This window comes from Kribbella sp. NPDC020701, from assembly GCF_055562215.1.
The window spans coordinates 15,132-40,654 of the sequence record NZ_JBVHFT010000022.1; the positions used below are offsets into that span (position 1 = coordinate 15,132).

The following is a 25,523-nucleotide window of genomic DNA, read 5'->3' on the forward strand; positions in this document are numbered from 1 at the left end:
GTTCCAGATTAGGGGGCGGGCGGCATGGATCTTCAGTCCACCTCAGATCAAGTGGACTGAGCCAGCGCTTCGCCGAGCCGGGCGACCACCAGCCGGAGCGTGGCGGGCGGTGCGGTGAACGGAATCCGGATGTGCCGGCGGTCCGTCCCCTCCGGCGTAAACAGGTCGCCGGCACCGAGCAGCAGACCGTGCTCACGCGCTGCCTCCAGCACTCGGCGTGCTCTGGTCTCGGTCAGCTCCAGCCACAGGGTCATCCCGCCCGTGGGCGTGGGCCACGCCACACCGTCGAGAGTCCTGAGTCCTGTCTCCAGAGCGGTCAGGTTGGCGCGCAGCCGAGTGCGGCGGCGGCTGATCACCTTGTCGAGCTTCTGGACGATGGCCTGGGCCAGTAGGTCGTCGAGAGCGCTGGGTGACGCGACGCTGAGCTGTGCGGCGGTGTTAATGCGTCTGCGGAGCTGTTTGCCGGTTCTGACCCAGCCGACGCGCAGTCCGCCCCACACGGTCTTGCTCAGCGAGCCCACACTGACCGTGCGCGGGTAGCGACTCAGTGGCTCCGCTTGCTTCCCGCCGGCCAGCCAAAGCGGTCGCATGGTCTCGTCGCTGATCAGTGCGGCGCCGTACCGGCGTGCTATCTCGACTACCGCGGTACGGCGATCTGCCGGGAGGCTCAGGCCGGTTGGGTTGTGGTTGTCGGCCTGGAGGTAGATGACCTTCGGGCGGTGTCGTCGGCAGAGGTGTGCGAGCTGGTCGGTGTCCCAGACGCCGGCCGGCCAACCTGCTACATCCAGGCGGTGTTTTCTGAGCAGGTCGAAGGCGGCCGGGTACGTCGGTGTCTCGGTGATCGCTACACCCGGTCCGAGGTCCAGTCCGGCCAGTGCGGCATTCAAACCGGCTGCCGCGCCGACGGTGAGGGTCAACTGGTCCGGCTCGGTTGGTACGCCCTCCAGGGTCAGCCGCTCGGCGAGCGCCGTACGTAGCTCCAAAGAGCCGCCCGGCGGCGGCCCGTCTCCGCCCATGGCCTGCGGGAGACCATCCCGCACGATCTGAGCCGCCACCTCAGCCACATCGTGCGGCGCCGCGGTCGTGGCGAAGCGTAGATCCAGCACGGGCTGATCCCCTGCCGTCACCGTGGACGCCGGCGCGATCGGGTCCAGGAGCCGATCGAGCGGCCGGACCACGGTCCCGGAGCCCCGCTTGGTCTCCAGTACGCCGTCCGCCCGCAAGTTCTCCAACGCGCGGACGACGGTCACCCGGCTGAGGCCCAGGCGGTCCGCCAGCACCCGCTCCGACGGCAGCCGGGAGCCGATCGAGAGGTCCCCCCGTTCGATCCGCCGCAGCACGAGCGCCTCGACCTGCTCGGTCTTCGTCCCGTCCGCCGTATCGAGGTCAGCCTCCCGCCACATAAGTCCAGTCTGCCACCACTGGCCTGATGAACCGAGGACTGTCCATGCCGGGTGGTTGGATTCGGGTATGGACGAGCGGTGGGCGATTGCGCCGGAGGAGGGTGGCGGAGCGGTGCTTGTCGCCCTGCATCCGGACGGTCAGCCTGCCGGTGAGGTGCTGCACGAGCCGGACCTGCCGACTGCGGTGGCCTCGCGTCCTCAGGTGACGCGCTGGGTGTGGCGGTCGTCGGCCGAGATCTACCCGCGGTTGCTGGCGAGCGGCGTGCGGGTCGAGCGCTGCTACGACATCGAGAACACCGAGGGACTGCTGCTGGGGCACGAGGGACGGCTGGGCGAGCCCCGTTCGGCGGCTGCGGCTTGGGCGCGGTTGAGTGGTGGACCGGTGCCACCCGATCCGCCGCTGCGAGGCGTCGTGCCAGGCGAGCAGTCATCGCTTTTCGAGATCGCCGCCGAGCCCGTGGCCTTCGAAGCGCTCCTCAGGGTGTACGCCGACCAGCTCAGGCGGCATGGTCTCACCGAGCACCCGGACCGGATGCGGCTGCTCACGGCGTCGGAGTCTTCGGGGATGCTGATCGCCGCCGAGATGGATCGCGCCGGGCTGCCGTGGAGTGAGTCCGCGCATCGCGACGTACTCGCGGAGTTGCTCGGCGATCGTTTCGGCGGGACCGGAGAGCCGCGGCGACTGACCGAGCTTGCGGACGAGGTGTCGGCGGCGTTCGGCCGGCGGGTGCGGCCTGATCTGCCGGCCGACGTACTGAAGGCGTTCAAGCAGGCGGGTCATCAGCTGAAGTCGACGCGCCGCTGGGAGCTGGAGACGATCGACCATCCGGCGGTCGCGCCACTGGTCGAGTACAAGAAGCTCTATCGCATCTACACCGCTAACGGCTGGTCGTGGTTGCACGACTGGGTCCATGACGGTCGCTTCCGGCCCGGCTTCGTCCCCGGTGGGACTGTCTCTGGTCGCTGGATCACCAATGGAGGCGGCGGTCTGCAGATCCCCAAGGTCATCCGCCGAGCCGTCGTCGCCGATCCGGGGTGGCGTCTGGTGGTTGCCGATGCGTCCCAACTCGAGCCGCGCATCCTGGCTGCCATCTCCCGCGACCCGGCGTTGATGGAGGTGGCCAGTGATCCCGGCGATCTCTACAAGGCGGTTTCGGACAAGGCGTTCTCCGGCGATCGCGCGACGGCGAAGGTCGCCGTCCTCGGCGCGATCTACGGCCAGACCTCGGGTGATGGGTTGAAGAACCTCGCCATGCTGCGGAAGCGATTCCCGGCAGCGGTCGCCTATGTGGACGACGCGGCCCGGGCGGGTGAGGAAGGCCGCCTTGTCCGGACTTGGCTGGGCCGGACCTGCCCACCCGCGGGCGCTCCGCTGGACGATGCTCTGCTGGAAGGTCCACCCGCCGACGAGCCACAGACCGACGCCCGCCATGCCAGAGCGCGCGGTCGCTTCACGCGCAACTTCGTCGTCCAAGGATCGGCCGCCGACTGGGCGTTGCTCATGCTCGCGGCGTTGCGGCAATCCCTGACGGATCTCAAAGCAGAGCTGGTCTTCTTCCAGCACGACGAGGTCATCGTGCACTGCCCGGCCGACGAAGCCGACACTGTCGCCGAGGCCGTCCAGTCCGCGTCGGATCTGGCCGGCACACTGACGTTCGGCCGCACTCCCGCACGCTTCGCGTTCACCACCGCGACAGTCACGACGTACGCCGACGCGAAGTAGGCCGGAACCGATGCGCCGGCCCGCGCGTCAGACCGTGCGACGTAACCGAACTGATGCTTTGCATCGGGTGCCGGCGTCTTGACGACAGCAGTACATTCGCCGGGTTCGTCAGAAAAGCAAGGCACTTCACGGGGGATTCGTCACGACAAAGTGAAGGACGTGAGGCGCATGGCATGGGGCGACAAGAAGGCTCAGCAGCGGCGGGACGCGGTGGAGAACGGCGGCACCCTGTCGGGCCGTCAGGCCAAGAAGGCGACCCGGTCGGGTGGTCTGGGTGACGACGGCAAGGTTCGCGACACCAAGGGCCGGGTGACCGGGGACTTCTCCCGGCGCACGCCCAAACGCGGCAACGAGCACGGCGTCTGAGTGACCCGGCTCCCTCCCCGGTGGCGCCTACCGCGTCACCGGGGAGCGGAGTTCGGCGGGAAGCCCGAAGCGGGCGAAGTCGGTGGTCTCGTAGGCCGTCATCTCGGCGATCAAGCCCTGTTCGATGCGGAAGATGTCCAGGCCGAACAGCCTGAATCCCGAAGTATTCGGCGGTTGCAGGTAGGCAGCCAGGGTGGGTTGGCGGTTGACCGTGGTCGGCAGGAAGCGCCAGTGACCGCGGTAGGCCGGCGTGAGGTTGGGGACCAAGGAGCGGACGGCATCGGCGCGGCCCTCGAACCAGAACGGGTACGGCGGCATCGTGATGCGGACGTCCTCGTGCATCAGGGCGGCGAGCGCCCCCGGGTCGGCAGCATGCCAGGCAGCCAGGTACTTGTTCAGCAGTTCCTGTTCCTGAGGCGACGGGGTTGCGGCGGACCACTCGGACCGGTGCGGGGGCAGGTGCTCGCGGAGGACCGGGCGCGCTCGTTGGAGGGCGGAGTTGACCGCGGCAACCGTCAGGTCGGTGACCGACGCCGTTTCGCGGGCGGGCCAGCCGAGGACGTCGCGGAAGATCAGCACGGCGCGCTGGCGGGGTGGGAGGTGCTGGATCGCGATCAGGAAAGCGAGCTCGATCGTCTCCCGCCGGATCGCCACCGCATCAGGTTCCTCGGCGCGGTCCAGGAGTACGTCGGGGAACGGCTGGAGCCACGGGATATCCTCGCGAGGCGGTAGCGCCGTCGCTGGAAAGGTTGCCGGTTCCAACTGATACGGGAGGACTCGCTGCGGGCGTCGTACGTCGTCGATGCACGCGTTGGTGGCGATGCGGTAGAGCCAGGCACGCAACGACGAGCGTCCGTCGAAGGTGTCGCGGGCACGCCAGGCACGGAGGTAGGTCTCCTGGACCAGGTCCTCGGCGTCGTCGTACGAGCCGAGCATCCGGTAGCAGTGCACCCGCAGCTCGTGCCGGTACCGCTCGGCCTGCTCCTCGAACGTCAACGCCCGTCCTCCAGCTCGATCGTGCACGGCATCGGCGCGTGGCCGGCCAAGCGGAACCAGGTGACCAGGCGGCGGTGGCGGAGGTCGCGCGTCGACACCACGATGTCGTTGTGGAAGCGGCGCGCCAACTGGACCCGCCGTTGAGCCAGGCTCAGCTCGCCGGCCCACGGTTCGACATCGGTGCCGGTGGCATGGATCGCGCGGGTCAGGGCGGACTCCGCCTGCTCGCGCGCCTCCAGATCGGCCGGCGCATCCAGCGGCGCGGTCCGGGCGCGGTGCGCCGCGTCGAGCAACAGCAAGGACGACGCGGGGTCGAGGATGCCGGTGCCGGCCAGTTCGGCGACCAGGGCGGACCGGCGGGAAAGCTCGGTCTCGAGGGAGGCTCGGGCGAGGTCCACCCGGTGGTGCAGGCGGTCCAGCCGCCCGGCGGTCCAGCTCGCGTAGGCGCCGAACAGCAGCAGCACCACGCCGATCGCGAGCAGCGCCCAGGAGACCTCCACGGCACCATTCGATCATCGATTACGGAGCGCTGACGGTCCGGCCGAATCCGGTAGTCGTCCCATCGCCCGGTACTAGCGTCGGGATCATGGCTGATATCGGCGTGATCGGTGGCTCCGGCTTCTACTCGTTCCTGTCCGACGCACAGACCGTCGAGCTCGACACACCCTTCGGCCCGCCCAGCGAGCCGCCCGTGGTCGGTGAGCTCGGCGGGCGTGCGGTCGCGTTCATCCCCCGGCACGGTGCCGATCACCGCTTCCCGCCGCATCGCGTCAACTACCGAGCCAACCTGTGGGCCCTGCGGGAGCTCGGCGTACGGCAGGTGCTCGGGCCGTGTGCGGTCGGCTCGTTGCAACCGGAGCTCGTGCCGGGCACGTTCGTCGTACCCGATCAGTACGTCGACCGCACCTGGGGGCGCGAACACACGGTGTACGACGGCCGGCCGGTGGTGCACACGTCCGTCGCCGACCCGTACTGTCCCACCGGCCGCGCGACGGTGATTGCCGCGGGCAACGTCGTACCCGGGGGCACGATGGTGGTCATCAACGGGCCTCGGTTCTCCACTCGCGCCGAGTCCATCTGGCATGCGGCGCAGGGCTGGTCGATCGTCGGCATGACGGGCGCTCCCGAAGCGTCGATCGCCCGCGAACTCGCGCTCTGCTACACGTCGATCGCGCTCGTCACCGACCACGACGCGGGGATCCAGATGGGCGAGGGAGTCACGCAGGCGGAGGTGTTCAAGGTCTTCGGCGCGAGCATCGAGCGCCTGCGGCACCTGCTCACCGAGGTGATCGGCCAACTGCCGAAGCCGGACGCCGACTGCAGTTGCCGCCACGCCCTCGACGGTACGGCGGCTGCCCGGTGAGGGTTCTGCTGACCGGCGGCGCCGGGTTCATCGGACGGCATGTCCACCACCAACTCTTTGCTGAGGGCCACGAAGTGGTGGTGCTCGACTCGTTTCGACCGGACGTGCACGCGCACAAGCCGAAGCCGCGACCCGGGCTGATCGTCGGCGATGTGCGTGACGGGGCGACCGTGGCGGCGGCGCTGGACGGCATCGACACCGTGATCCATCTCGCCGCGAAGGTCGGGCTCGGCGTCGATCTCGACGATCTGGACGACTACGTCTCGAGCAACAGCGTCGGTACGGCGGTCCTGCTCCGGCAACTCGCGCACACGAAGATCCGGCACGTCGTCTATGCCAGTTCGATGGTCGTGTACGGCGAGGGCCGCTACGACTGTGATCAGCACGGTCAGGTGGCGCCCGGTCCACGCCGTACCGAGGATCTCGAGGCGGGTCGCTTCGAACCACCGTGCCCGATCTGCGGCGCTCAGCTCCGGCCGGGTCTGGTCGCAGAGAGCGCGCTCCTCGATCCACGCAACGCCTACGCGGCCAGCAAGCTGAACGGCGAGCACCTGGCCGCGTCGTGGGCACGCGAAACCGGCGGGAAAGTGAGCGCTCTCCGGTTCCACAACGTCTACGGGCCGGGCATGCCGCGGAACACGCCGTACGCCGGGGTCGCGGCAATCTTCCGTTCGATGCTGGAGCGCGGTGACGCGCCGAGGGTGTTCGAGGACGGCCGCCAGCGGCGCGACTTCATCCACGTCCGGGACATCGCCACGGGCGTCACCATGTCCGCCGCCGCACTCCCCCACCGGCCGGCGTTCACCGCCTACAACGTCGGCAGCGGCACCATTCAGACCATCGGCGACGTCGCGACAGCGCTCTCCCGTGCCTACAACGGACCGGCTCCGGTCGTCACCGGGCAGTACCGCTTGGGCGACGTCCGCCACATCACCGCTTCGTCGGATCGGCTCAAGGACACCCTCGGATGGAAGCCCACCTACGACCTCACGACAGGCCTCGCCGACCTAGTTGCCGGCGGGCACCGGCGGTAAGTCGATCTGGAAGGCGCAGCCGCCATCCACGTTGCTGACGCCGATCTGGCCGTCGTGGGACTCCACGACTCCGCGGGCGATCGCGAGACCGAGTCCGCCACCGGTCGACGAATCGGCGTCCGGGGTGCGCTGCTCGTCGCCGCGCCAGCCGATGTCGAAGACGCGCTCGAGGTCATCGGCCGGGATGCCGCCGCAGCCGTCCGTGACGGCGAGCCGGACGCGGCCGTCGGGTTCGCGGTCGACGGCCAGGGTCACCGTCCCACCGGGTGAGGTGTGACGGATCGCGTTGCCGACCAGGTTGGTGACGGCGCGGGTGAGCTCGTCGGGATCACCTTGGACGGCGAGCCGATCGTTGTCCGACGGCGTCGACACTTTGAGCCCGACACCCGAAGACCGTGCGTGCTCACCGTTCTCCCCCGCCACGTCCTCGGCCAGCTCTCGCAGACTCACCGCCGACCGGCGCCGCGGCGGAGGCGCCGCCGACAACCGGGACAGCTCGAAGAGGTCGTCGACCAGCCCGGTCATCCGATCCACCGTCGCGCGCATCTGCCGCAGAGCGCCGGGTGCGTCGTCGATCACGCCGTCCTCGAGCCCCTCGGACAGGGCCCGCAACCCGGCGAGCGGCGTACGAAGATCGTGGGACATGAACGCCACCAGCTCCCGCCGGCTCGCCTCCAGCGCACGCTCGCGTTGATGTGACGCCGCCAGCTTCCGACGCGTCATCTCCAGTTCGTCCGCCAATTCCGCCAGCTCGGCCGGCACCGCACCGGCCAGTGCGACCGGCGCCTCGTACGACGTCCCGAGGTGACGCAACCGCCGGCCCACGTCGCGCGATCCCGTGCTGATCCAGTGCCCGAGCAGGACCGACATCCCCAGCCCGAGCAGGGCCGCGAACGCCAGGGTCCAGAGCACTACCCACGAGTCGTGCTCGGAGATGAACATCGCCCGCACGCTCTGCAGCACCGCGGCCAACGCGGCCGCCATCGGCGCCAGCGCCGCCACGATCATCGTGATCCGCAACGACCGCCGCCGGAACTGCCACAGGATCCCGGCCCCGAGAGCCGCCACGATCAGCGTCCACACGGTGGTGAGCGCCAGGATCGTGAACATGTCCTTGTTCATTCGGCGTCCCCGACGAACCGGTAGCCCGTCCGCGGCACCGTGAGTACCAGCCGGGGATCGGACGGATCGACCTCGATCTTCTCACGCAGCCGCCGGACGTGGACCGTGACGGTCGAGGAGTCGCCGAAGTCCCACCCCCAGACCCGGCGCAGCAGCTCGGCCTTCGTGTACGCCTTGCCGGGATGCGACACCAGGTACGCGAGCAGGTCGAACTCGCGATGAGTCAGAGCGAGCTCCGTGCCGTCGAGGTAGGCGATCCGGGCTGCCGTGTCGACCGTGATCGGCCCGGCGCTCAGCTTGGTCGGCGTCAGGTCGAGCCCGGCCAGCCGTTCCTCGCGCCGCAGCATCGCCTGCACTCGCAGTGTGAGCTCCCGCGGGCTGAACGGCTTGACCATGTAATCGTCCGCACCGACCTCCAGTCCGACCAGCCGGTCCTCCTCCTCGCCGCGCGCGGACAGCATGATCACCGCGGCCCCGTCGTCGGCCGCGCGCATCCGGCGCAGCACCTCCAGCCCGGACAGTCCGGGCAGCATCACGTCCAGGACGACGACCGACGGTTTCCACTGCTGCCAGACTTCGACCGCCGCGGCACCGTCGGCCACCACGCGGGCGTCGTACCCGGCCTTGGTCAGGTACGCCGAGACGACGTTGGACACGGTCGGGTCGTCGTCGACCACGAGCACACGAGTAGCCACGCCTAGAGCCTAGATCTTCGGATCGACTGCACCCCCGGTCCGCACCGTGCGGCGTCGCGATGTAAGCGATCCGTAGTCGCGCTCGGTCCGTTGTCGGGACCGATGTTCCCTACCGTCGAAGTGTGTCAGTCGATCTCGTCCTGCCGTGCCTCAACGAGGCTGCCGCCCTGCCCTGGGTGCTCGAACGGTTGCCGTCCGGGGTGCGGGCGGTTGTCGTCGACAACGGTTCCACCGACGGTTCAGCGGACGTGGCCGCGGATCTGGGCGCGACCGTCGTCCGGTGCCCGACGAAAGGGTACGGCGCCGCGTGTCAGGCCGGCCTGGAAGCGGCCGAGGCCGATGTGGTCGCGTTCATGGACGCCGACGCGTCGTTGGATCCGCGGCAGCTGGTCCGGGTGACCGCTCCGGTGCTGGCAGGGTCGATCGATCTCATGGTCGGCCGTCGACGGGCAGTGTCCCGGGACGCGTGGCCGTGGCATCTTCGGTGGGCGAACGCCGAGCTGTCTCGCCGGATCAGACGCCGTACCGGGATCCGCTTGCACGATCTGGGCCCGATGCGGGCGGCCCGGCGTACCGCGCTTCTGGACCTTGGGCTGCTGGACCGGCGATCCGGGTACCCGTTGGAGACCGTGGTCCGCGCCGCCGACGCCGGTTGGCGGATCGCGGAGGTCGATGTCGACTACCTGCCGCGTTCCGGGCGGTCCAAAGTCACCGGTACGCCGCTCGGCGCGGCCCGGGCCGTCCTCGACATGTCGAAGGTGCTGGCGAGGTGACCCGCGGGACGCTGATCGTCATCGCGAAGGAGCCGGTTCCGGGGCGGGTGAAGACGCGGCTGCAGACCGAGTTCACCGCTGACGAGGCTGCGGTGCTGGCCCGGGCGTCGCTCGTGGACACGCTGAGTGCGGTGCGCTCGGCGCCGGCCTCGCGCCGGGTCCTCGCGCTCGACGGCTCGCCTGGTCCTTGGCTCCCAGCTGGCTTCGACGTCGTCGGGCAGCGTGGAGACGGGTTGGCCGAGCGGCTGGCGGCAGCGTTCGAGGACGCTTTCGACGGTACGCCGATGCTGCTCGTCGGCATGGACACGCCTCAGGTGACGCCTGCTCTGCTGGGGTTCCGGTGGCCTGGGTACGACGCTGTCCTCGGGCTGACCGCCGACGGTGGCTATTGGTGCCTCGGACTCCGGGTGCCTGATCGGCGGGCGTTGATCGGCGTACCGATGTCTACCGATCACACCGGTCGCGACCAACTGCGGCGGCTGCGAGCACTCGGACTGCGGGTGATGCTGTTGCCGACTTTGCGCGACATGGATACGCCTCGCGACGCCGCGCTGATCGCTGCCGCGCATCCGTCGTTGCGCATGTCCCGGCTTCACGAGCGACTGCGGCACGCGGCCCATCCGGGGTTGCTGTTCGAGCAGGCGTTGGGCGGTACGGCGCGAGTCGTTGCTACCGGCATCGATGGGCGGACCGTACCGTCGCTGTCCGAGCTGGACCGCTGGCAGTCGCCCGCGGACGAGGTCGACCGGCTCGCGCTGAGCCGGTGTGAAGGTCCGGTGCTCGACATCGGCTGCGGGCCGGGACGGATCGTGACCGCGCTGGCGGAGCGAGGGATCCCCGCGTTGGGGGTCGATGTGTCGCCACGGGCGGTGTCGCTGACGACGGCCCGTGGTGCGGCGGCATTGCGGCGGCCGGTCCAGGATCGACTGCCGGGTGAGGGGCGGTGGGGCAGTGTGCTGCTGATGGACGGCAATATCGGGATCGGCGGCGACCCGTCCGACCTGCTCCGTCGCTGCGCCGAACTCGTCCGCCCCGACGGACTCGTCCTGGTCGAGGTCGACCCGGACGACGACCTCGACGACCCCGCCCCGATCGTCCTGCGCAGCTCCACCGGCCGCCGCTCCACACCGTTGCCCTGGGCAAGAGTCGGCACCCGCGCCGTCCTCCGGCACGCCCGCCACGCCAACCTCCACCCCACCGAAGACTGGCGAGCCGCCCACCGAGCCTTCCTGACCCTCCGCCGGTCCGCCTGATGCCCCGGCGGATGCGGGGGGTTGTGGGGGGTGTGGTGGCGGTGGGGTGTTGTGGTGGGGTGATTGGGGCTTCGGCTGGGAAGTGGTTGCCGAATGTGGTGCTGGTGGTGGGGTGTTTGGTGGTGATGGGGGTCGTGTGGTGGGTCAAGGGGCTCACCGTGGCGACCGTGGTGGTGGTTGCTGCGTTGTGTCAGCTGCCTGGGCTGATGCAGGGGCCGATCACTAGTACGGACGCTTACCGGTACGTGTGGGACGGGCGGGTGCAGTTGTCGGGCCATTCGCCGTACGCGCGGGTGCCGTTGGACGACAGCCTGGCGCGGTTGCGGGATCCCGTGTTGTTTCCGGGGTTAGGGCCGACCGAGCGGTCGGGGGTGAGCGGACCACCGCGGGTGCCCAAGGACCCGGCGGCGCTGGCGGCGCTTTCGCAGGATGACCCGCGGACGCGGATCAACCGGCCGCGCGTGCCGACCATCTACCCGCCCGTCGCGCAGGCCTACTTCACGGTGGTCGCGTTCTTCACGCCGTGGTTCGCGGGGACGTTAGGTCTCCAGATAGCAGCAGCGTTGATCGCCTTAGCACTCACCTGGCTACTCGCAGTGCGGGAACCAAGGTGGGCAGCTCTGTGGGGTTGGTCACCGATCGTCGCCCTCGAGGCCGGCAACGCCGCACACATCGACGTCCTCGCCGCGCTCCTGATCGCTGCCGCGGTCGTCACCGCCACCCGACGCCCGAAGCTCGCCGCGGTCCTCCTCGGCGCGGCCGCGAGCGTGAAGCTGCTGCCGCTCCTGCTGCTCCCCGCCTTCCGCGGCCGGCGACCAATAGTTGCCGTTGGCACCTTCATCGCGTCGTACGTCCCGCAGTTCCTTGCCGCCGGCACCTTGGTGCTCGGCTTCCTGCCCGGCTACCTGACCCAGGAAGGCTTCGACGACGGCAGCTCCCGATCGGCGATTCTCGCGCTCCTGCTGCCTCCTGAGGCCCGTCAGCTGGTCGCCGCGGCCCTCGCGCTGACCCTGGCAGCGACGGCTCTCCGGCGGGCGAAACACGACCCGATCGCCGTCACCTGCTGCTGGCTGTACGGCGCCGCGCTGCTGATCGCCACCCCGACCTATCCGTGGTACGGCCTCCCGCTGATCGCGCTCGCGATCCTCGCGCGCCGGCCCGAGTGGCTCGCCGTACCGCTGGCGTCGTACCTGGCCTACGCGAGCTTCGGGCACGACACCCGGCAGGGCCTGATCCACCTCACCGCGGCTGTCATCGTTGTCATCACCCTCACCATCCGTCGCCGAACCGCTACAGCAAAGGCGTTTGACGCGCCGACGTTCGCCACCCAACACTGATCGGCGTGACGAAACGCATCGCCCTCGCGACCTCGGCCGACTTCGCCGAGTTGCATGAGCACGACCTCCCGCTCGTCGACGCCCTCCGCGCCGCCGGGCTCGACCCGGTCGTCGAGATCTGGACCGACCCGTCCGTCGACTGGTCCGGGTACGACGCCGTCCTGCTGCGCTCGGTCTGGAACTACCACCGCCGGTACGACGAGTTCACCGAGTGGCTCGCGCAGCTCGACAAGGCCGGCGTCCCCGTGCTGAACGACAGCGGTCTGGTCCGCTGGAACGGCGACAAGCGGTACCTGCTCGAGCTCCGCGAGCGTGGTGTCGCGATCGTGCCGTCCCAGGTTGCCGCCGGTGCCTGCCTGCGCGAGGTGGTCGCCGGGCTGAGCGGCCAGGAGATCGTCATCAAGCCGATCGTCGGCGCGAGCGCCCTGCACACGATCCGCGGGCTGGCCGGATCCGCGGAGCTCGACCGAGCCCTGGACGAACTGCCGGACCTCGTCTACCTGGTCCAGCCGTTCCAGTCCGAGATCCTCACCGACGGCGAGTGGTCCCTGATGTTCATCGACGGTGAGTACACGCACGCCGTCGTGAAGCGCCCGGCAGCTGGTGACTACCGGGTCCAGGAACACCGCGGCGGCCACTCGATCCTGACTGACCCGGCACCCGCCGTATTGGACGGTGCCCGGACAGCCCTGGAGGCGGCGGGTCCCACGCCGGCGTACGCACGCGTCGACGGCGTGGTCGTCAACGGCCGCTTCCTCCTGATGGAGCTCGAACTGATCGAGCCCTACCTGTTCCTCCCCCACTCCCCGGAAGCAACCCAGAAGCTCGCTGCCACCGTCGCGGCCCGCATCTAGCTCGCGGCCGCCGGATAGGGTCGGGGCATGCCGACGCTCGACGATATCCGCCAGGCCGCGCGACAGTTGGATGGCCGGATCCACCGCACCCCGATGCTGAGCTCCAGCGCGCTGGACGAGCGGTTCGGCGGTGAGATCGCGTTGAAGGCGGAGTTGTTCCAGAAGACCGGCAGTTTCAAGGTCCGCGGTCTGCTGACCAAGCTGCTCCGGTTGAGTGCCGAGGAGCGGGATCGCGGCGTGATCACGGTCTCGGCCGGCAACGCGGCGGGCGCACTCGCGTGGGCCGCCCGGAACGCCGGTGTGCCGGCGACCGTGGTGATGGCGAAGACCGCCGTACCGGCCAAGGTGGACGCGGCCCGCGGGTACGGCGCGACCGTCGAACTGGTCGAGGGTGACCTGATGGCGGAGTACGAGCGGATCCGGGACGAGCGCAAGCTGACCGGCGTTCACCCGTTCGACGACGAGGACGTGATCACCGGGCACGGCAGCCTCGGCCTCGAACTGCTGGCGGATCGTCCCGATCTCGACACCGTGCTCGTCCCGGTCGGCGGCGGCGGGCTGATCTCGGGCGTCGCGACGGCGGTCAAGCTCGTGAAGCCGACGATCCGCGTGATCGGCATCGAGCCCGAGCAGGCCGATGTGGTCAGCCGAAGCCTCGCAGCCGGCGAGCCGCAGAAGCTCCCGACGGCCCGTTCTATCGCCGACGGGCTGGCCGCACCGGTCTGCGGCACGCGTAACCTCCCGCTCATCCAGCAGTACGTCGACACCGTCGTACGCGTGAGTGAGGACGCACTGCTGGAGGCTACCCGGCTGGTGATGTCGCGGACCAAACTCGCCCTCGAACCAGCGGCCGCCGCACCGTTCGCCGCCCTGCTCGAAGGCAGCATTCAACTCGACGGGGTCACCGCCGCTGTGGTCAGCGGCGGCAACCTGGACGTCTCGAAGCTGATGCTCTAGGCGGGAACCAACCGGGCCTGCGCGCCGGACCTGACCCCGTCACTCGGATCGTCGATCAGGTCACCCTGGCGAACCGGATCGTGCTCCGGCAGCAGGATGTCGCGCGCCACCACCAGCATCAGCCAGAGCGTCCCGGCCATCCGCAGGATCACTGACAACCAGTAGATCCGGTCCGGCACCTCCGGATTCCCGGGCGCGAGGAACTGGGCCAGATGCATCCACACCAACATCCAGTAGAAACACTCGCATGCCTGCCAGATCAGCCAGTCCCGCAACCGCGGCCGGGCCAGCGCCACCAACGGCAGCAGCCACAGCACGTACTGCGGTGAGTAGACCTTGTTGATCAGCAGGAACGCGGCGACCACCAGGAACGCCAGTTGGGCGAAGCGAGGTGGTCGTGGCGCCATCAACCCGAGGATCGCGATCGACAGGCACAGGCCCGCGAAGATCACGATGTTCAGCTGGTTGACGTCCGCGACCTCGTGCTTGGCCAGCTTCAGCACGTACCAGATCGAGCCGTAGTCGCTCTCCCGCTGATCGTTGAACGTCCAGAACGACATCCACTCGTTCTTCGCCAGCAGGTAGATCGGCGCGTTCACCAGACCCCACGCGACCGCCGCGGCGATCGTCGCCTGGAACCATGGCCACAGCTTGCGGCCCCGGATGCACACGATCAGCAGCGGCCCGAGCAGCAGGAACGGATAGAACTTCGCCGCCGTCCCGAGCCCGAGCAGGATGCCGAACCAGATCGGTCTCCCGCGTGACCAGGCGAACATCGCCCCGGCTGTGAGCGCGACCGCGAACAGGTCCCAGTTGATCGTCGACGTGAGCGCGAGTACTGGCGCGGCGGCGACGTATAGCGCGTCCAGTGGCTGCCCTCGGGCCGCACCCGGGCGCGATTCGACGCCGCGTGCGGTGGCGAGGGTGAAGCCGACCATGAACAGTGCGCAGATGAACAGCATCGCCACGTTGACGACGAAGAACACGCCCGCCGTGTCGCGCTTCTGCTCGACGGTCAGGTCCTTCTTCGGGTCTCCGGTGAACAGCCAGGTGATCCTCGCCGCGACCTCCATGAAGCCGCCGGTGAGCACCGGGTACTCCAGCACCGGGTAGTTGCCGGTGTCCAGGAACGGCCGGTTGCCCTCGGCGAAACCACGCTCCTGGTACAGGAACCCGATGTCGGAGTAGCAGAGCGCCTTGAACGGCCGCCAGCTCTGCCGGTCCCAGCCGGCCTCCATGCATGGCGCCTTCTGCAGTACGCCGAGACCGAACGTGATCGTGCACACCGCGAGCGCGATCCGCAGCGGCGTCCACCAGGACGAGCTCAGCCGGGCGAACCGCCCGGTCGGCCCACCGAGCCCAACGGTCAGGCCGGCGATAGCCGGATCGACCTCGGTCGGCGGCTGCCGGTCCTGCGCGTCCTGGGTACGTGGTCCGGTCACGGTGGGCATCATCTCCTATCGGCTCACCTGGCGACCAGGCGAGGTTACCCACAGGTGCCTGAAGCCCAGTGCAGGCAGGGCCGCGCGCGGTCAGCCCGGTAGTGGTCCGGTCCAGATCGCCTGCCAGAAAGACCAAGCTCAGGTCGTAGAGCGGCGGCGGGTCAGTACGAGCGCTCCGGCCAGCAGAACCAAGGCCAGCAGGGCGGTCGCGCCGGCGGCGAGACCCATGCGCGCGCCGACGGGACGGTAGACGCAGGACACCTCGGAGGCGCCGGCCCCGATCGGCACCGCCATCAGTCCTGCGCGCGTGCTGGGTGAGGTCGCTGCGCCGCCGTCGACCGAGCAGCGCCAGCCTTCGATCCGGATCACGCCGATGACGACCGCGCCAGGCGCACCCGAAGTGAGCCGGATGTCGATGCTGTGACCGCCGACGCTCACCGCGGCCGGCCTACTCGCCTTCAGCCGCCCCACCGCCGCGGTGAGCAGATCATGGTTCAGGCAGCCGATCGCCGGGGCCGGCAGCCGCGCCGGGCCTCGCACCCGCACCGCCAGGTCGACGACGCCGTCTGCGCCGACGGTGCCGATCCGGCGCATCGGGGCTCCGGAGTAGATGCCCGGACGCTTCGCTTGCGGGTCCAGGTTCGTCACCCAACGGGTCCCATCGACGAGCACCTCGCCGATGAAGGTCGGCGCCGCGAAATAGACCTCCGAACCGGGCCGGCACGACGCGACGAACCGCGCTTCGGTCGGCGTGGCGGCGTCCGGAGTGAGCAGCAGACTCCCCTGCCGGTCGGACACGCTGACAGCGGGAACGTCCTGGGCCTCGAGCTTGGGAACGGTGTAGACGTCGGACCCGAGCGCGGTCTCCTGCACACCGAACGGGGCGGGGTCGCCCGACGCCCAGGCGTTGACCGGGCGCACGCTGACCAGCGGCCCCACGTGGTCGTTCTTCACGAGCCGTACTACCTCGCCGTCACCAGTCTCGGAGTCCTCGTCCACAACCACCCGAGCACCGACGGAGAACACCGCGTCGACCACAGGGTTCTGCGGATCCACCGTGGCCCGCCCGTAGGAGCTGTACCCGAAGCCGAGCCCGATCAGCTCCCTCGAGACGGCGTCCGGGATGGTGCTCGAGTAGTACTGCGGTCCCTGGCCCCCGATCAGCATCGGATCGTTCACCGTCAGCGCCGCGCCGGGAGCCGTCCGCTGCTGCGGCCAGTCGTCCGCGGACAGCACCAGCGAACGGATCTCGTCGTGCTCCTTCCCCCAAGGCGCCTTGGCGCTCAGGATCCTGCCGCGCGCCACGTCGATCGCGACCGACGACATCGTCACCTCGACCAGTACGGCGCCGACGAGCAACGCGACCGCCCCGCGGCGCGCCCAATCCGGCAGCGGACGGCGACTGACCAGCCAGGCCAGGACCGCGAGCACAGCGAGCACCGGTACGGCGATGCGCGTGGTCGCCGTGACATAGCCGATGTCCCAGGTCACGGCGTACAGGACAAAGACCACCGCGATCGGTGCAGCGACGGCGACGACCGTACGGAGGCCGGCGGCCGCTGACATCCAACCGATGATCACGAGCATCCCGGCGAGCACGAAGGCCTGGCGGAACGGGCTGCCGTTCGGCGAGTCGAATCCGTGCCATACCTCGTGGGTGAACCGGATCTGCAGGCTCAGCAGCGTGAGCAGCACGGTGACGGACCAGACGATCCGCTCGCGCACCGGGATCGCCCGGTTGACCGGAAAACTCAATGCCAGCAGCAACATCAACGTACCGACGGCAAGACCCGGGCTGGTCCCGACACCTTCACTGCCAGGGAGCAGCCGGGACAGGAAGTCCGCCCAGGAGATCGGCTGGAACTCGGTCTTCGGGCTCGGCCGCGCGGCCCGGATCGCTTGGAACGTGGGCACCAGCAGTGGCGCCGCCAGTCCGATACCGAGGCCGACGGCAACGATGCAGCGCACCGCGCCGGTCAGGCGATCACGCCAGGACACCACAGCGTCGTACGACAGGATGCGCGCCACGACGACGATGGCCGCACCGATCGTTGCCATGTACACCGTGTAGAAATGCGACGTCCACAGCAGCGCGACGACGAACGGCGTCACCAGCATCGACGGTATCGACCGCCGGCGCAGGATCCACTCGCAGAGCAGGCAGAGCACCGGGAAAGCGATCATCCCGTTCAGCCACACGGTCATGTACGCCGCGTCATCGATCGCCCAGGCGCAGGCGCCGTACGAGAGCCCGGCCGCTATCGCGAGCCAGACAGGTCCGGCCGGACGCAGGCGACGCAGGTACGCCGTCATCGCGCCGGCGCCGAGCGAGATCGCGGCGACCGCGACGAAGAACAGCGCCAGGTCGATCCGGTTGCGAGGCAGTACGAGTGCGATCCACGACAGCGTCGAACCGACGTAGGCCATCAGATCACCGAGGAACGGAACGCCGAATCCGCTCGACCAGTTGAAGAGCAGATCGCCGGGCGCCTGACCGGTGACGATGTCGCGCAGGTGCGCATACATCGGGACGAACTGCTGACCGAGATCGTTGGTGCTCCGGGCGCGATCGCCGAACGGGTAGGTGCCGCGGATGATCCCGCTCGCGACGAACGTCGTACCGGCCGCCGCCGCGGCGACCAGGACCGGCCAGTGACGGCCGAGCCAGGGGAACCTCCTCCTCATACTGCCTGCCGGGACTCGGCAACCGAGGCAGACGGCGCTGGATGCTTGAGGTAGGACAGCTGCGCGGCTTCCTGCCGGCTGCGCCCGACAGCATCGAGCACGTAGCCGAGCACGAGCATCAGGATGGCAACCAGACCGATCGACGAGGCCAGGACGGCGGTCGGGAACCTCGGCACCAGGCCGGTGTCGAGATAGTCCAGTACGACGGGTGCACCGAGAATCAGCGCCACCAGACCGAGCACGCCGGCCAGGACACCATGGAAGAGCGTTGGCCTTTCGAGCCGGGTCAGGCTCAGAATCCACCGCAGAATGCGCACACCGTCGCGGTAGGTGCGCAGCTTGCTCTCACCACCGCTGGGGCGTTCCTTGTATCCGACCGGGATCTCCGCGACCGGGACCCGCAGGTGCAGCGAGTGGATGGTCAGCTCGGTCTCGATCTCGAACTCCCGCGACAACGCCGGGAACGACTTGACGTATCGCCGTGAGAAGGCCCGATAGCCGCTGAGCATGTCGGTGATCTCCCGGCCGAACAACAGGCCGGTGGCACCGGTGAGCACACGGTTGCCCAAGGTGTGGCCGGGCCGGTAGGCGGCGACGTTGGAGTGCTTCCGTACGCCGACAACGTGGTCGTACGGGCCGGTCAGCAGCACGCGGACCAGCTCGGCCGCACGCGCTGCCTCGTAGGTGTCGTCTCCGTCGATCAGCACGTAGACATCGGCCTCGACGTCGGCAAAGGCTCGGCGTACGACGTTGCCCTTGCCCTTGCGCGCCACGTGCCGCACGACCGCACCGGCAGCCGCGGCGATCGCCGCGGTGTCGTCGGTGGAGTTGTTGTCGTACACGTAGATCGTGGCCGTCGGCAACGACGCCCGCAGTTCCGAGACGACTTTCCGGACCGCCGCGGCCTCGTTGTAACAAGGCACGATCACCGCGATCTCGGTTCCGGAAATGTCCTGTTTGTTGCTCATAGCCCCCCTCGCTCCCCAGACCAGCCGGCCCCCGACTACTCCGTAGATGTCGCGAGTCCACAGGAAAGTTGCATCGGGAGGCAAAATTCTCCTCTAGACCGGTAAAAGAGGGCTTTCGGATCAGACCGTGGTGCCCTGGTCACTGTCCGGGGTCTCGATCCGGGCCAGCCAGGCAGCCAGCAGCCGCTCCAACTGCTGGGCATCAGCCGGAGTCAGCGCTTCGTTCAGCAGCCGTTGCTCATTGGCCATGTGAGCGGCGAAGGCCTTGTCGATCAGGCGCTTGCCGGCCGGGGTGAGCCGGACAACGCGACCGCGACCGTCGTCGTCACTGCGGCGGCGCCGGACCAGGCCCGCCTGCTCGAGCCGGTCGACCCGCTTGGTGACCGCTCCGGTGGTGACCATCGTGTGCAGCGCGATCTCCCCCGGAGCACGCTCGTACGGCGCTCCCGCGCGACGCAGGGCCGCGAGTACGTCGAACTCGCCCTCGGAAAGCCCGTACTGCGCGTAGAGCAGGGTCAGCTCGCCGGTCAGGTGGTTCGCGATCCGGTGCAGCCGGCCGATCACGCCCTGCGGGCCCGTGTCGACGTCCGGCCGCTCCCGCGCCCACTCCGCCTGGATCCTGGCCACCCGGTCGTCGGTCATGCCACTGACTATATCTTCCACGGAAGATATAATAGCTTCCATGGAAAATACTTTGCGCTGGGTGCTCGTCACGGCAATCGCCCCGGTGGCCTGGGGCACGAACTACTTCGTCACCCACGAGTACCTGCCCGCCGGCTACCCCTTGTACGGCGCGGTGTTCCGGGCGCTGCCGGCCGGCGTACTCCTGCTGTGCCTGGCCCGGCGCCGTCCGCGCGGGGTGTGGTGGTGGCGGTCGCTGCTGCTCGGCGTGTGCAACATGGGCGCGTTCTTCGCGCTCATCTACCTGGCGTCACAGCTACTGCCGGTCAGCCTGGCGTCGACGATCATGTCCGCCTCGCCGCTGACCATGGCGTTGTTCGCCTGGGCGCTGCTCGCGGAACGGCCGACCGCAGCAGTGCTGACTGGCGCCGCGGCTGGGATCGCCGGTGTCTTCCTCCTGCTCGGCGCGGGGTCGACAGCGGTCGACCTGCGCGGAGTCGCCGCTTCGGTCGCGGCCCTCACGATGTCGTCCTGCGGGTACATCCTCGCCAAGAAGTGGGGCCGCGCCGACGGTCCGCTCGCGACGACCTCCTGGCAACTGATCGCGGGTGGTCTGGTGCTGGTCCCGTTCGCGGTGATCTTCGAGGGTGCGCCGCCGAGGCTGGACGGCCCGGCGCTCGCCGGTTTCGCGTACGTCGGGTTGATCGCGACCGCGCTCGCGTTCACCGCATGGTTCACCGGCTTGCGTCATCTGACCGCCGCCACGGTCGGACTGATCGGGCTGCTCAACCCGGTGACCGGCGTACTGCTCGGCGTACTGGTGTCGGGTGAGGTGCTGACCCTTCGGCAGGTGCTCGGGCTGGCACTGGTGCTGCTGGGGATCACACTGAGCCGTCCACGACGCGGATCGGGGGTTGAGGTCCGAAGGGAGGAGCCTTCTAAGGTTTATCGATGAACCTCGAGTGGAGTACGCCGGAGCTGACCCTGACGTTCGCGATCGACGACGGGCCGGTGCGGCTGATCACCGGGTCCGACCGTGAGCTGACCCAACCGCTCGTGGAGGTGTCCGCGATCGGGTACGGGCGCTCCCCCGGCACCAACCGTCACGTCGACACTGTCCTCGGCCGGCGCCTGCGCTACGTCACCCACGAAGACAACGGCTCGACCCTGCGCATCGTGCAAGAGGACGCCGACACCGGTCTCCGCGTGACCAGCGTCTTCGAAGCTGGAGCCGGGGTCAGGACTTGGTCCGAGGCGTCGCTCACGCGACCCGGCGAGCTCATCCTGGACTTCCTCTCGTCCCTCGTCGTCGGCCTGGAGTCCGTCGACGCCGAGTTCCACTCCGCGGCCAACGATTGGATGGGCGAGAACCGCTGGTCCGTGCAATCGCTGCGCACGAGTGGCGTGACGAAGATCGTCCGCGACCCGCACTTCCCGATCGCGAAGAGCCGGCTCGCCGTGACCAATACCGGCTCGTGGTCGACCGGTGAACGGCTTCCCGTCGGCGTCCTGGTCGGTACGTCGTACGCGCTCGGCTGGCAGATCGAGCACAACGGGCCCTGGCACTACGAACTCGGGGAGAACCGCCGCGGCGGGTACCTCCTGCTCAGCGGGCCGACCGGCCAGGAGCACCAGTGGACCGTGCGACTCACTGAGGCGGAGTCGTTCACGACGGTGCCGGTGTCGCTCGTCGCCGGGACCGATCGCGACAGCACCTTCGCCGCACTCACTCGCCAGCGCCGTGCGGTGCGGATGCGCCGGCCGATCGACGACCGGATGCCGGTCATCTTCAACGACTACATGAACACGTTGATGGGTGACCCGACGACGGACAAGTTGCTCCCGCTCATCGATGCCGCGGCCGCCGTCGGCGCGGACTACTTCTGCATCGACGCCGGCTGGTACGCCGAAGGCGACTGGTGGAGCACGGTCGGCGACTGGCAGCCGTCGGCCACCCGCTTCCCGAACGGGCTCGGCGAGGTGATCGAGCGGATCCACCAGCGCGGCATGGTGCCCGGCCTCTGGCTCGAGCCGGAGGTGATCGGGGTCGACGCGCCGATCGCCCGCGAACTCCCCGACGACGCGTTCCTCACCCGGCACGGCATCCGCGTCGCCGAGCACGGCCGCTACCTGCTCGACCTGCGCAACCCGCTGGCTCGGCAGCACCTCGACGACACGGTCGACCGGCTGGTCACCGACTTCGGCGTCGGCTTCTTCAAGTTCGACAACAACACGATGACCGGCCCCGGCACCGACAAGGGCGGTACGTCGCTCGGCCACGGGCTGCTCGAACACCAACGGGCGCTGCTCGACTGGCTCGACGCGGTCCAGGCACGGCACCCCGATCTGCTGATCGAGAACTGCGCGTCCGGGGCGATGCGGATGGACTACGCGATGCTGTCCCGGCTGCACCTACAGTCGACATCGGATCAGCAACACCCGTTGCTCTACGCACCGATCACCGCGGCCGCACCGGCCGCCGTCCTGCCCGAGCAGGCCGGCCACTGGGCCTACCCGATCAGCGGCACCACGCGGGAGGAGTTCACGCTCGCCCTGGTGAACGGCATCCTCGGCCGCCTCTACCTCTCCGGTCACCTCAACCAGATGACGACCGCCGAACTGGACCTGGTCCGATCGGCGTTGGCCGCGCACCGCGCCGTACTCAAGGACCTCGAGACTCTGATCCCGCACTGGCCGCTCGGCCTCCCGGCGTGGGACGACGAGTGGCTAGCCCTCGGCCTCGGCGACTACCTGGCCCTCTGGCACCGCACTCCCGGCCCAGCCGAAATCACTCTTCCCCTCCCCCAGGCCCCCATCGCGCCCCTCTTCCCGACGGACGCCGACGGCTGGACCTACACCTGGTCCAGCGACGCACTCACCGTCAGAACCGAGCTGACCGAGCCGTCGGCGCGGATCATCCAACTGGGCTAGCTCGCGACACTGCGCGTGCCGAGAGAGATGGGCTAGTCGAAGCGCTTCGACTGCTGTAGAAAGGGGACAACCACACGAAGGAGTACGACGATGGTCACGATTGGGGACGTTGCTCGGCACGCCGGGGTGGCGGCCAGCACGGTCTCCTACGTGCTCAGTGGGAAGCGGTCGATCTCGTCGGACACCCGTGAGCGAGTGCAGCGCAGTGTCCAGGCGCTCGGCTACCGGCCGAATGCGAGCGCCCGCGCACTGGCCAGCCAGCGGTCCAACGTGCTCGCGCTGGTGATCCCGCTGCGGACCGGCATGCACGTCCCGGTGATGATGCAGTTCGCCGCCGCGGTCGTGACCACGGCCCGCCGGTACGACCACGACGTACTGCTGCTGACCGCTGACGAAGGTCCGGACGGCCTCGAGCGGGTCGCTCAGAGCTCGCTCGTGGACGCGCTCGTGGTGATGGACGTCGAGCTGCACGACGAGCGCGTCCCGGTGCTGCGGGAGCTGCCGATGCCGTCGGTGCTGATCGGGTACCCGGACAGCGCCGACGGGCTGACCTGCATCGACCTCGACTTCGTTGCCGCCGGCGCGCAGTGTGTCGACCACCTCGCGGATCTCGGGCACCGTTCGCTCGCACTGCTCGGTACGCCGTCCGCCGTCTACGAACGGCAAACCGGCTTCGCGCAACGGACGCTGACCGGGTTCGCCGAGGCCGCCGAACGGCGTGGGGTGCTCGGGGTCGAGACTCCGTGCGAGCACACCTTCGACGCGATCCTGCACACCGTCGAGCAGCTCCTCCACGACCACCCGGACATCACCGGACTCGTCGTCCAGAACGAGCCGATCATCGGCCCGCTCCTCGACGTCCTGCGCCGGCTCGGCCGCCGGGTGCCCGAGGACATGTCGCTGGTGGCGATCTGCGCGGACGACGTCGCCGAGCGCCAGGTCCCGCAGCTGTCGTCGGTGACCATCCCGGCCGAACAGATCGGCGATCAGGCGGTCGAGTCGCTGATCACCAAGCTCGAGGGTGGCGACGTACCCGAGCTGACCCTGCTCCCGCCGACGCTCACGGCGCGGGCGAGCACCGGCCAGGCGCGTCACGGCGACCTGAGCACCGCATAACCGCCAGGTGCCAACGGCAGCTCGCCGACGACCAGGTTGGTCCCCTCGGCCGGTACGTCGACCTCCGCATCACCGTGGTTGAACAGGAAGGTCCACGTGGTGTCGCCGTCGCGTCGCCGGACGATCTCGACCGGCGACGTCGTCAGCCCCAGCAACGTCGCTGCCGTCTCGTCATCCAGCTCGGTCGACACGTACCAGGCCGTGCCCGCGCCCACCTCGCGTCGGGTGATCGCGGGCTTCCCGTCCAGCACTCCCCCGGCGTACCGGTCCACGACCTCGGCCGAGACGGCCCGCACGTCCTCACTCCACAGCCGCCCGCGCCCACCGGACGACAATGCGACCCCGCCGTTGGCCGGCAACGGATGGAACTCCTCCACCCGCACGCCGAGCAGCTCCGCGAACGCGCCCGGATACCCGCCGAGCCGGACCCGCACGTCGGGATCCACGATCCCGCTGAAGTACCCGACCACCAACTGCCCGCCACCCTCCACATAGGTGGTCAGAGCGGCCGCGGTCTCATCACTCACCACGTACAAGCTCGGCGCGACAACCATCTTGTACGACGAGAGATCGGCATGAGGAGACGCGAAGTCGACCGTCACGCCGGCCCGCCAGAAGTGGCGGTGTGCGGACCGCACCGCGGTCAGGTAATCCAGCGAGGACGACGGCAAATGCGTCCCCTGCATCGCCCACCAGGACTCGGCATCCCACAGGATCGCGACGTCCGCGATGACCGTACTGCCCGCGGCCTCGGCCAGCCGGGGCAGCACTGACCCGAGCTCCACGACCTCCCGGAACATCCGGCTGTCCGCTCCGGCATGCGGAACCATCGCCGAGTGGTACATCTCCGACCCACCACGCGACGCCCGCCACTGGAACGACAACGCACCCTGCGAGCCCCGAGCGATGTGCGACAGGCTGTGCCGCGCCATCCGCCCCGGCTCCTTCGCGTGCAGCCGCTGCCCGTCGTTGAGTGTCCCGGCCGCCTGCTCCATCAGCAGCCACGGCTTCCCGCCGGCCCATGAGCGTGCGAGATCGGCGCCGAAGGCGGTCTGCTCCTCGGCGCCGATCCCGGTCTGGTCCGGATAGTGGTCGATGGCAACGACATCGACCTCGGCCGCCCACTGTGCATGGTTCACCGGCACCCAGCCGCCGAAGACGAAGTTGGTCGTGATCGGCAAAGCCGAACGCTTTCGGAGCTCGGCCTTCTGCTCCAGGTACGCCGCCAACAGCTCGTCGGACCAGAATCGCTTGTAATCCAGGAACTGCGTGGGATTCACCAGGTACTGCGTCCTCCGCGGCGGCTGGATTTCCTCCCATTCGCCGTACCCCTGGCTCCAGAACGCCGTCGTCCACGCCTCGTTCAGCCGGTCGAGCGAGCCGTACCGCTCCCGCAACCACGTCCGGAATCGCTCCGCCGCCAAGTCGCAGTGACACGTGGTCCCGTACTCGTTGTGGACATGCCACATCGCCAGCGCCGGGTGATCGTGATACCGCTCGGCCAACGCCCGCGCGATCCCACGGGCGGCCTCCCGGTACGCCGGTGCGCAAGCGCAGTACGTGTCTCGGCTGCCGTGCGTCAGTCGTACGCCGTCAGCCGTGACCGGCAACGCCTCCGGGTGCAACCGGCTGAACCACGGCGGCGGTGAGGCGGTCGGCGTGGCCAGATCGACGCTCACACCGCCTTCATGTAGCCCGTCGAGCACCTGATCGAGCCAGCCGAACTCGTACCGCCCCGGGGACGGCTCCAGACTCGACCACGAGAACACTCCGACGGTCACCAGGTTGACGCCGGCCTGACGCATCAGGTCGACGTCCTCCTTCCACACCGCCGGGTCCCACTGCTCCGGGTTGTAGTCGCCGCCGTACCAAAGTCGCGTCATG

Annotated in this window: 22 protein-coding genes; 12 read left to right on the top strand and 10 right to left on the bottom strand. The window is 69.1% G+C overall.

Annotated elements, in window-relative coordinates; translation table 11 throughout:
• Positions 1-47: 47 nt before the first annotated feature.
• Entirely contained in the window at positions 48-1,403 is a 1,356-nt protein-coding gene (locus ACZ3HV_RS38115) for an aminotransferase-like domain-containing protein (RefSeq protein WP_465691874.1), read from the bottom strand.
• A 67-nt stretch (positions 1,404-1,470) separates the two neighbouring features.
• Between ACZ3HV_RS38115 and ACZ3HV_RS38120 the strand changes: the two genes are divergently transcribed.
• Entirely contained in the window at positions 1,471-3,126 is a 1,656-nt protein-coding gene (locus ACZ3HV_RS38120) for a bifunctional 3'-5' exonuclease/DNA polymerase (protein WP_465691876.1), read from the top strand.
• Positions 3,127-3,285: 159 nt separating this feature from the next.
• Positions 3,286-3,492 (top strand): hypothetical protein, encoded by a 207-nt coding sequence (locus ACZ3HV_RS38125; protein ID WP_465691878.1) that lies wholly within the window; start codon positions 3,286-3,288, stop codon positions 3,490-3,492.
• A gap of 27 nt (positions 3,493-3,519) precedes the next feature.
• Here ACZ3HV_RS38125 and ACZ3HV_RS38130 read toward each other — a convergent pair whose 3' ends face one another.
• Together ACZ3HV_RS38130 and ACZ3HV_RS38135 are read right to left on the bottom strand one after the other, a co-directional pair.
• The gene (locus tag ACZ3HV_RS38130) at positions 3,520-4,488 is read right to left on the bottom strand and encodes a sigma-70 family RNA polymerase sigma factor (RefSeq protein ID WP_465691880.1); all 969 of its coding nucleotides are present in this window, start codon (positions 4,486-4,488) and stop codon (positions 3,520-3,522) included.
• Positions 4,485-4,988, bottom strand: coding sequence for a hypothetical protein (locus ACZ3HV_RS38135; protein ID WP_465691882.1), 504 nt, complete (start codon positions 4,986-4,988; stop codon positions 4,485-4,487). The genes ACZ3HV_RS38130 and ACZ3HV_RS38135 overlap by 4 nt, the downstream gene beginning before the upstream one ends.
• A gap of 86 nt (positions 4,989-5,074) precedes the next feature.
• Between ACZ3HV_RS38135 and ACZ3HV_RS38140 the strand changes: the two genes are divergently transcribed.
• Positions 5,075-5,851, top strand: coding sequence for an S-methyl-5'-thioadenosine phosphorylase (locus ACZ3HV_RS38140; protein ID WP_465691884.1), 777 nt, complete (start codon positions 5,075-5,077; stop codon positions 5,849-5,851).
• The gene (locus ACZ3HV_RS38145; protein WP_465691886.1) at positions 5,848-6,885 is read left to right on the top strand and encodes an NAD-dependent epimerase/dehydratase family protein; all 1,038 of its coding nucleotides are present in this window, start codon (positions 5,848-5,850) and stop codon (positions 6,883-6,885) included. The genes ACZ3HV_RS38140 and ACZ3HV_RS38145 overlap by 4 nt, the downstream gene beginning before the upstream one ends.
• Here the strand turns inward: ACZ3HV_RS38145 and ACZ3HV_RS38150 are convergent.
• Together ACZ3HV_RS38150 and ACZ3HV_RS38155 are read right to left on the bottom strand one after the other, a co-directional pair.
• The gene (locus ACZ3HV_RS38150) at positions 6,859-8,007 is read right to left on the bottom strand and encodes a sensor histidine kinase (RefSeq protein ID WP_465691888.1); all 1,149 of its coding nucleotides are present in this window, start codon (positions 8,005-8,007) and stop codon (positions 6,859-6,861) included. The genes ACZ3HV_RS38145 and ACZ3HV_RS38150 overlap by 27 nt on opposite strands.
• Positions 8,004-8,702 carry a response regulator transcription factor gene (locus ACZ3HV_RS38155; RefSeq protein ID WP_465691890.1) on the bottom strand — a complete coding sequence of 233 codons (699 nt, stop codon included), beginning with the start codon at positions 8,700-8,702 and terminating at the stop codon, positions 8,004-8,006. Before ACZ3HV_RS38155 ends, ACZ3HV_RS38150 begins: the two co-directional genes overlap by 4 nt.
• 122 nt (positions 8,703-8,824) lie before the next feature.
• On the opposite strand from ACZ3HV_RS38155, the gene ACZ3HV_RS38160 reads away from it, so the two are divergent.
• From ACZ3HV_RS38160 to ACZ3HV_RS38180, 5 genes are read left to right on the top strand one after another with little or no spacing between them, the layout of a single operon-like run.
• Positions 8,825-9,475, top strand: coding sequence for a glycosyltransferase family 2 protein (locus ACZ3HV_RS38160; RefSeq protein WP_465691892.1), 651 nt, complete (start codon positions 8,825-8,827; stop codon positions 9,473-9,475).
• Entirely contained in the window at positions 9,472-10,728 is a 1,257-nt protein-coding gene (locus tag ACZ3HV_RS38165) for a DUF2064 domain-containing protein (protein ID WP_465691894.1), read from the top strand. Before ACZ3HV_RS38160 ends, ACZ3HV_RS38165 begins: the two co-directional genes overlap by 4 nt.
• Before the next feature lie 11 nt (positions 10,729-10,739).
• The gene (locus tag ACZ3HV_RS38170; protein WP_465691896.1) at positions 10,740-12,065 is read left to right on the top strand and encodes an MptA/MptB family glycosyltransferase; all 1,326 of its coding nucleotides are present in this window, start codon (positions 10,740-10,742) and stop codon (positions 12,063-12,065) included.
• Between the two features lie 5 nt (positions 12,066-12,070).
• Positions 12,071-12,919: an ATP-grasp domain-containing protein gene (locus tag ACZ3HV_RS38175; RefSeq protein WP_465691898.1), complete on the top strand. Its 849-nt coding sequence runs from the start codon at positions 12,071-12,073 to the stop codon at positions 12,917-12,919.
• 27 nt (positions 12,920-12,946) lie between these two features.
• Complete coding sequence (locus tag ACZ3HV_RS38180; protein WP_465691900.1) at positions 12,947-13,876, top strand: threonine ammonia-lyase; 930 nt, start codon at positions 12,947-12,949, stop codon at positions 13,874-13,876.
• Here ACZ3HV_RS38180 and ACZ3HV_RS38185 read toward each other — a convergent pair.
• The 4 genes from ACZ3HV_RS38185 to ACZ3HV_RS38200 form a co-directional block, all read right to left on the bottom strand.
• Complete coding sequence (locus ACZ3HV_RS38185; RefSeq protein ID WP_465692056.1) at positions 13,873-15,327, bottom strand: glycosyltransferase family 87 protein; 1,455 nt, start codon at positions 15,325-15,327, stop codon at positions 13,873-13,875. The two genes, ACZ3HV_RS38180 and ACZ3HV_RS38185, sit on opposite strands and share 4 nt — an antisense overlap.
• Positions 15,328-15,456: 129 nt before the next feature.
• Positions 15,457-18,003: a YfhO family protein gene (locus ACZ3HV_RS38190; RefSeq protein WP_465691902.1), complete on the bottom strand. Its 2,547-nt coding sequence runs from the start codon at positions 18,001-18,003 to the stop codon at positions 15,457-15,459.
• The gene (locus ACZ3HV_RS38195; RefSeq protein ID WP_465691904.1) at positions 18,000-18,971 is read right to left on the bottom strand and encodes a glycosyltransferase; all 972 of its coding nucleotides are present in this window, start codon (positions 18,969-18,971) and stop codon (positions 18,000-18,002) included. The genes ACZ3HV_RS38190 and ACZ3HV_RS38195 overlap by 4 nt, the downstream gene beginning before the upstream one ends.
• A gap of 120 nt (positions 18,972-19,091) precedes the next feature.
• Positions 19,092-19,613, bottom strand: coding sequence for a MarR family winged helix-turn-helix transcriptional regulator (locus tag ACZ3HV_RS38200; protein WP_360373386.1), 522 nt, complete (start codon positions 19,611-19,613; stop codon positions 19,092-19,094).
• A 40-nt stretch (positions 19,614-19,653) separates the two neighbouring features.
• On the opposite strand from ACZ3HV_RS38200, the gene ACZ3HV_RS38205 reads away from it, so the two are divergent.
• The 3 genes from ACZ3HV_RS38205 to ACZ3HV_RS38215 all read left to right on the top strand — a co-directional run bounded on the left by ACZ3HV_RS38205 (position 19,654) and on the right by ACZ3HV_RS38215 (position 23,639).
• Positions 19,654-20,547, top strand: coding sequence for a DMT family transporter (locus ACZ3HV_RS38205; protein WP_465691906.1), 894 nt, complete (start codon positions 19,654-19,656; stop codon positions 20,545-20,547).
• The gene (locus tag ACZ3HV_RS38210; protein ID WP_465691908.1) at positions 20,544-22,523 is read left to right on the top strand and encodes a glycoside hydrolase family 36 protein; all 1,980 of its coding nucleotides are present in this window, start codon (positions 20,544-20,546) and stop codon (positions 22,521-22,523) included. The genes ACZ3HV_RS38205 and ACZ3HV_RS38210 overlap by 4 nt, the downstream gene beginning before the upstream one ends.
• 90 nt (positions 22,524-22,613) lie before the next feature.
• Complete coding sequence (locus tag ACZ3HV_RS38215; protein ID WP_465691910.1) at positions 22,614-23,639, top strand: LacI family DNA-binding transcriptional regulator; 1,026 nt, start codon at positions 22,614-22,616, stop codon at positions 23,637-23,639.
• Here ACZ3HV_RS38215 and ACZ3HV_RS38220 read toward each other — a convergent pair.
• Complete coding sequence (locus ACZ3HV_RS38220) at positions 23,615-25,522, bottom strand: beta-galactosidase (protein WP_465691912.1); 1,908 nt, start codon at positions 25,520-25,522, stop codon at positions 23,615-23,617. The two genes, ACZ3HV_RS38215 and ACZ3HV_RS38220, sit on opposite strands and share 25 nt — an antisense overlap.
• Position 25,523 lies beyond the last annotated feature (1 nt).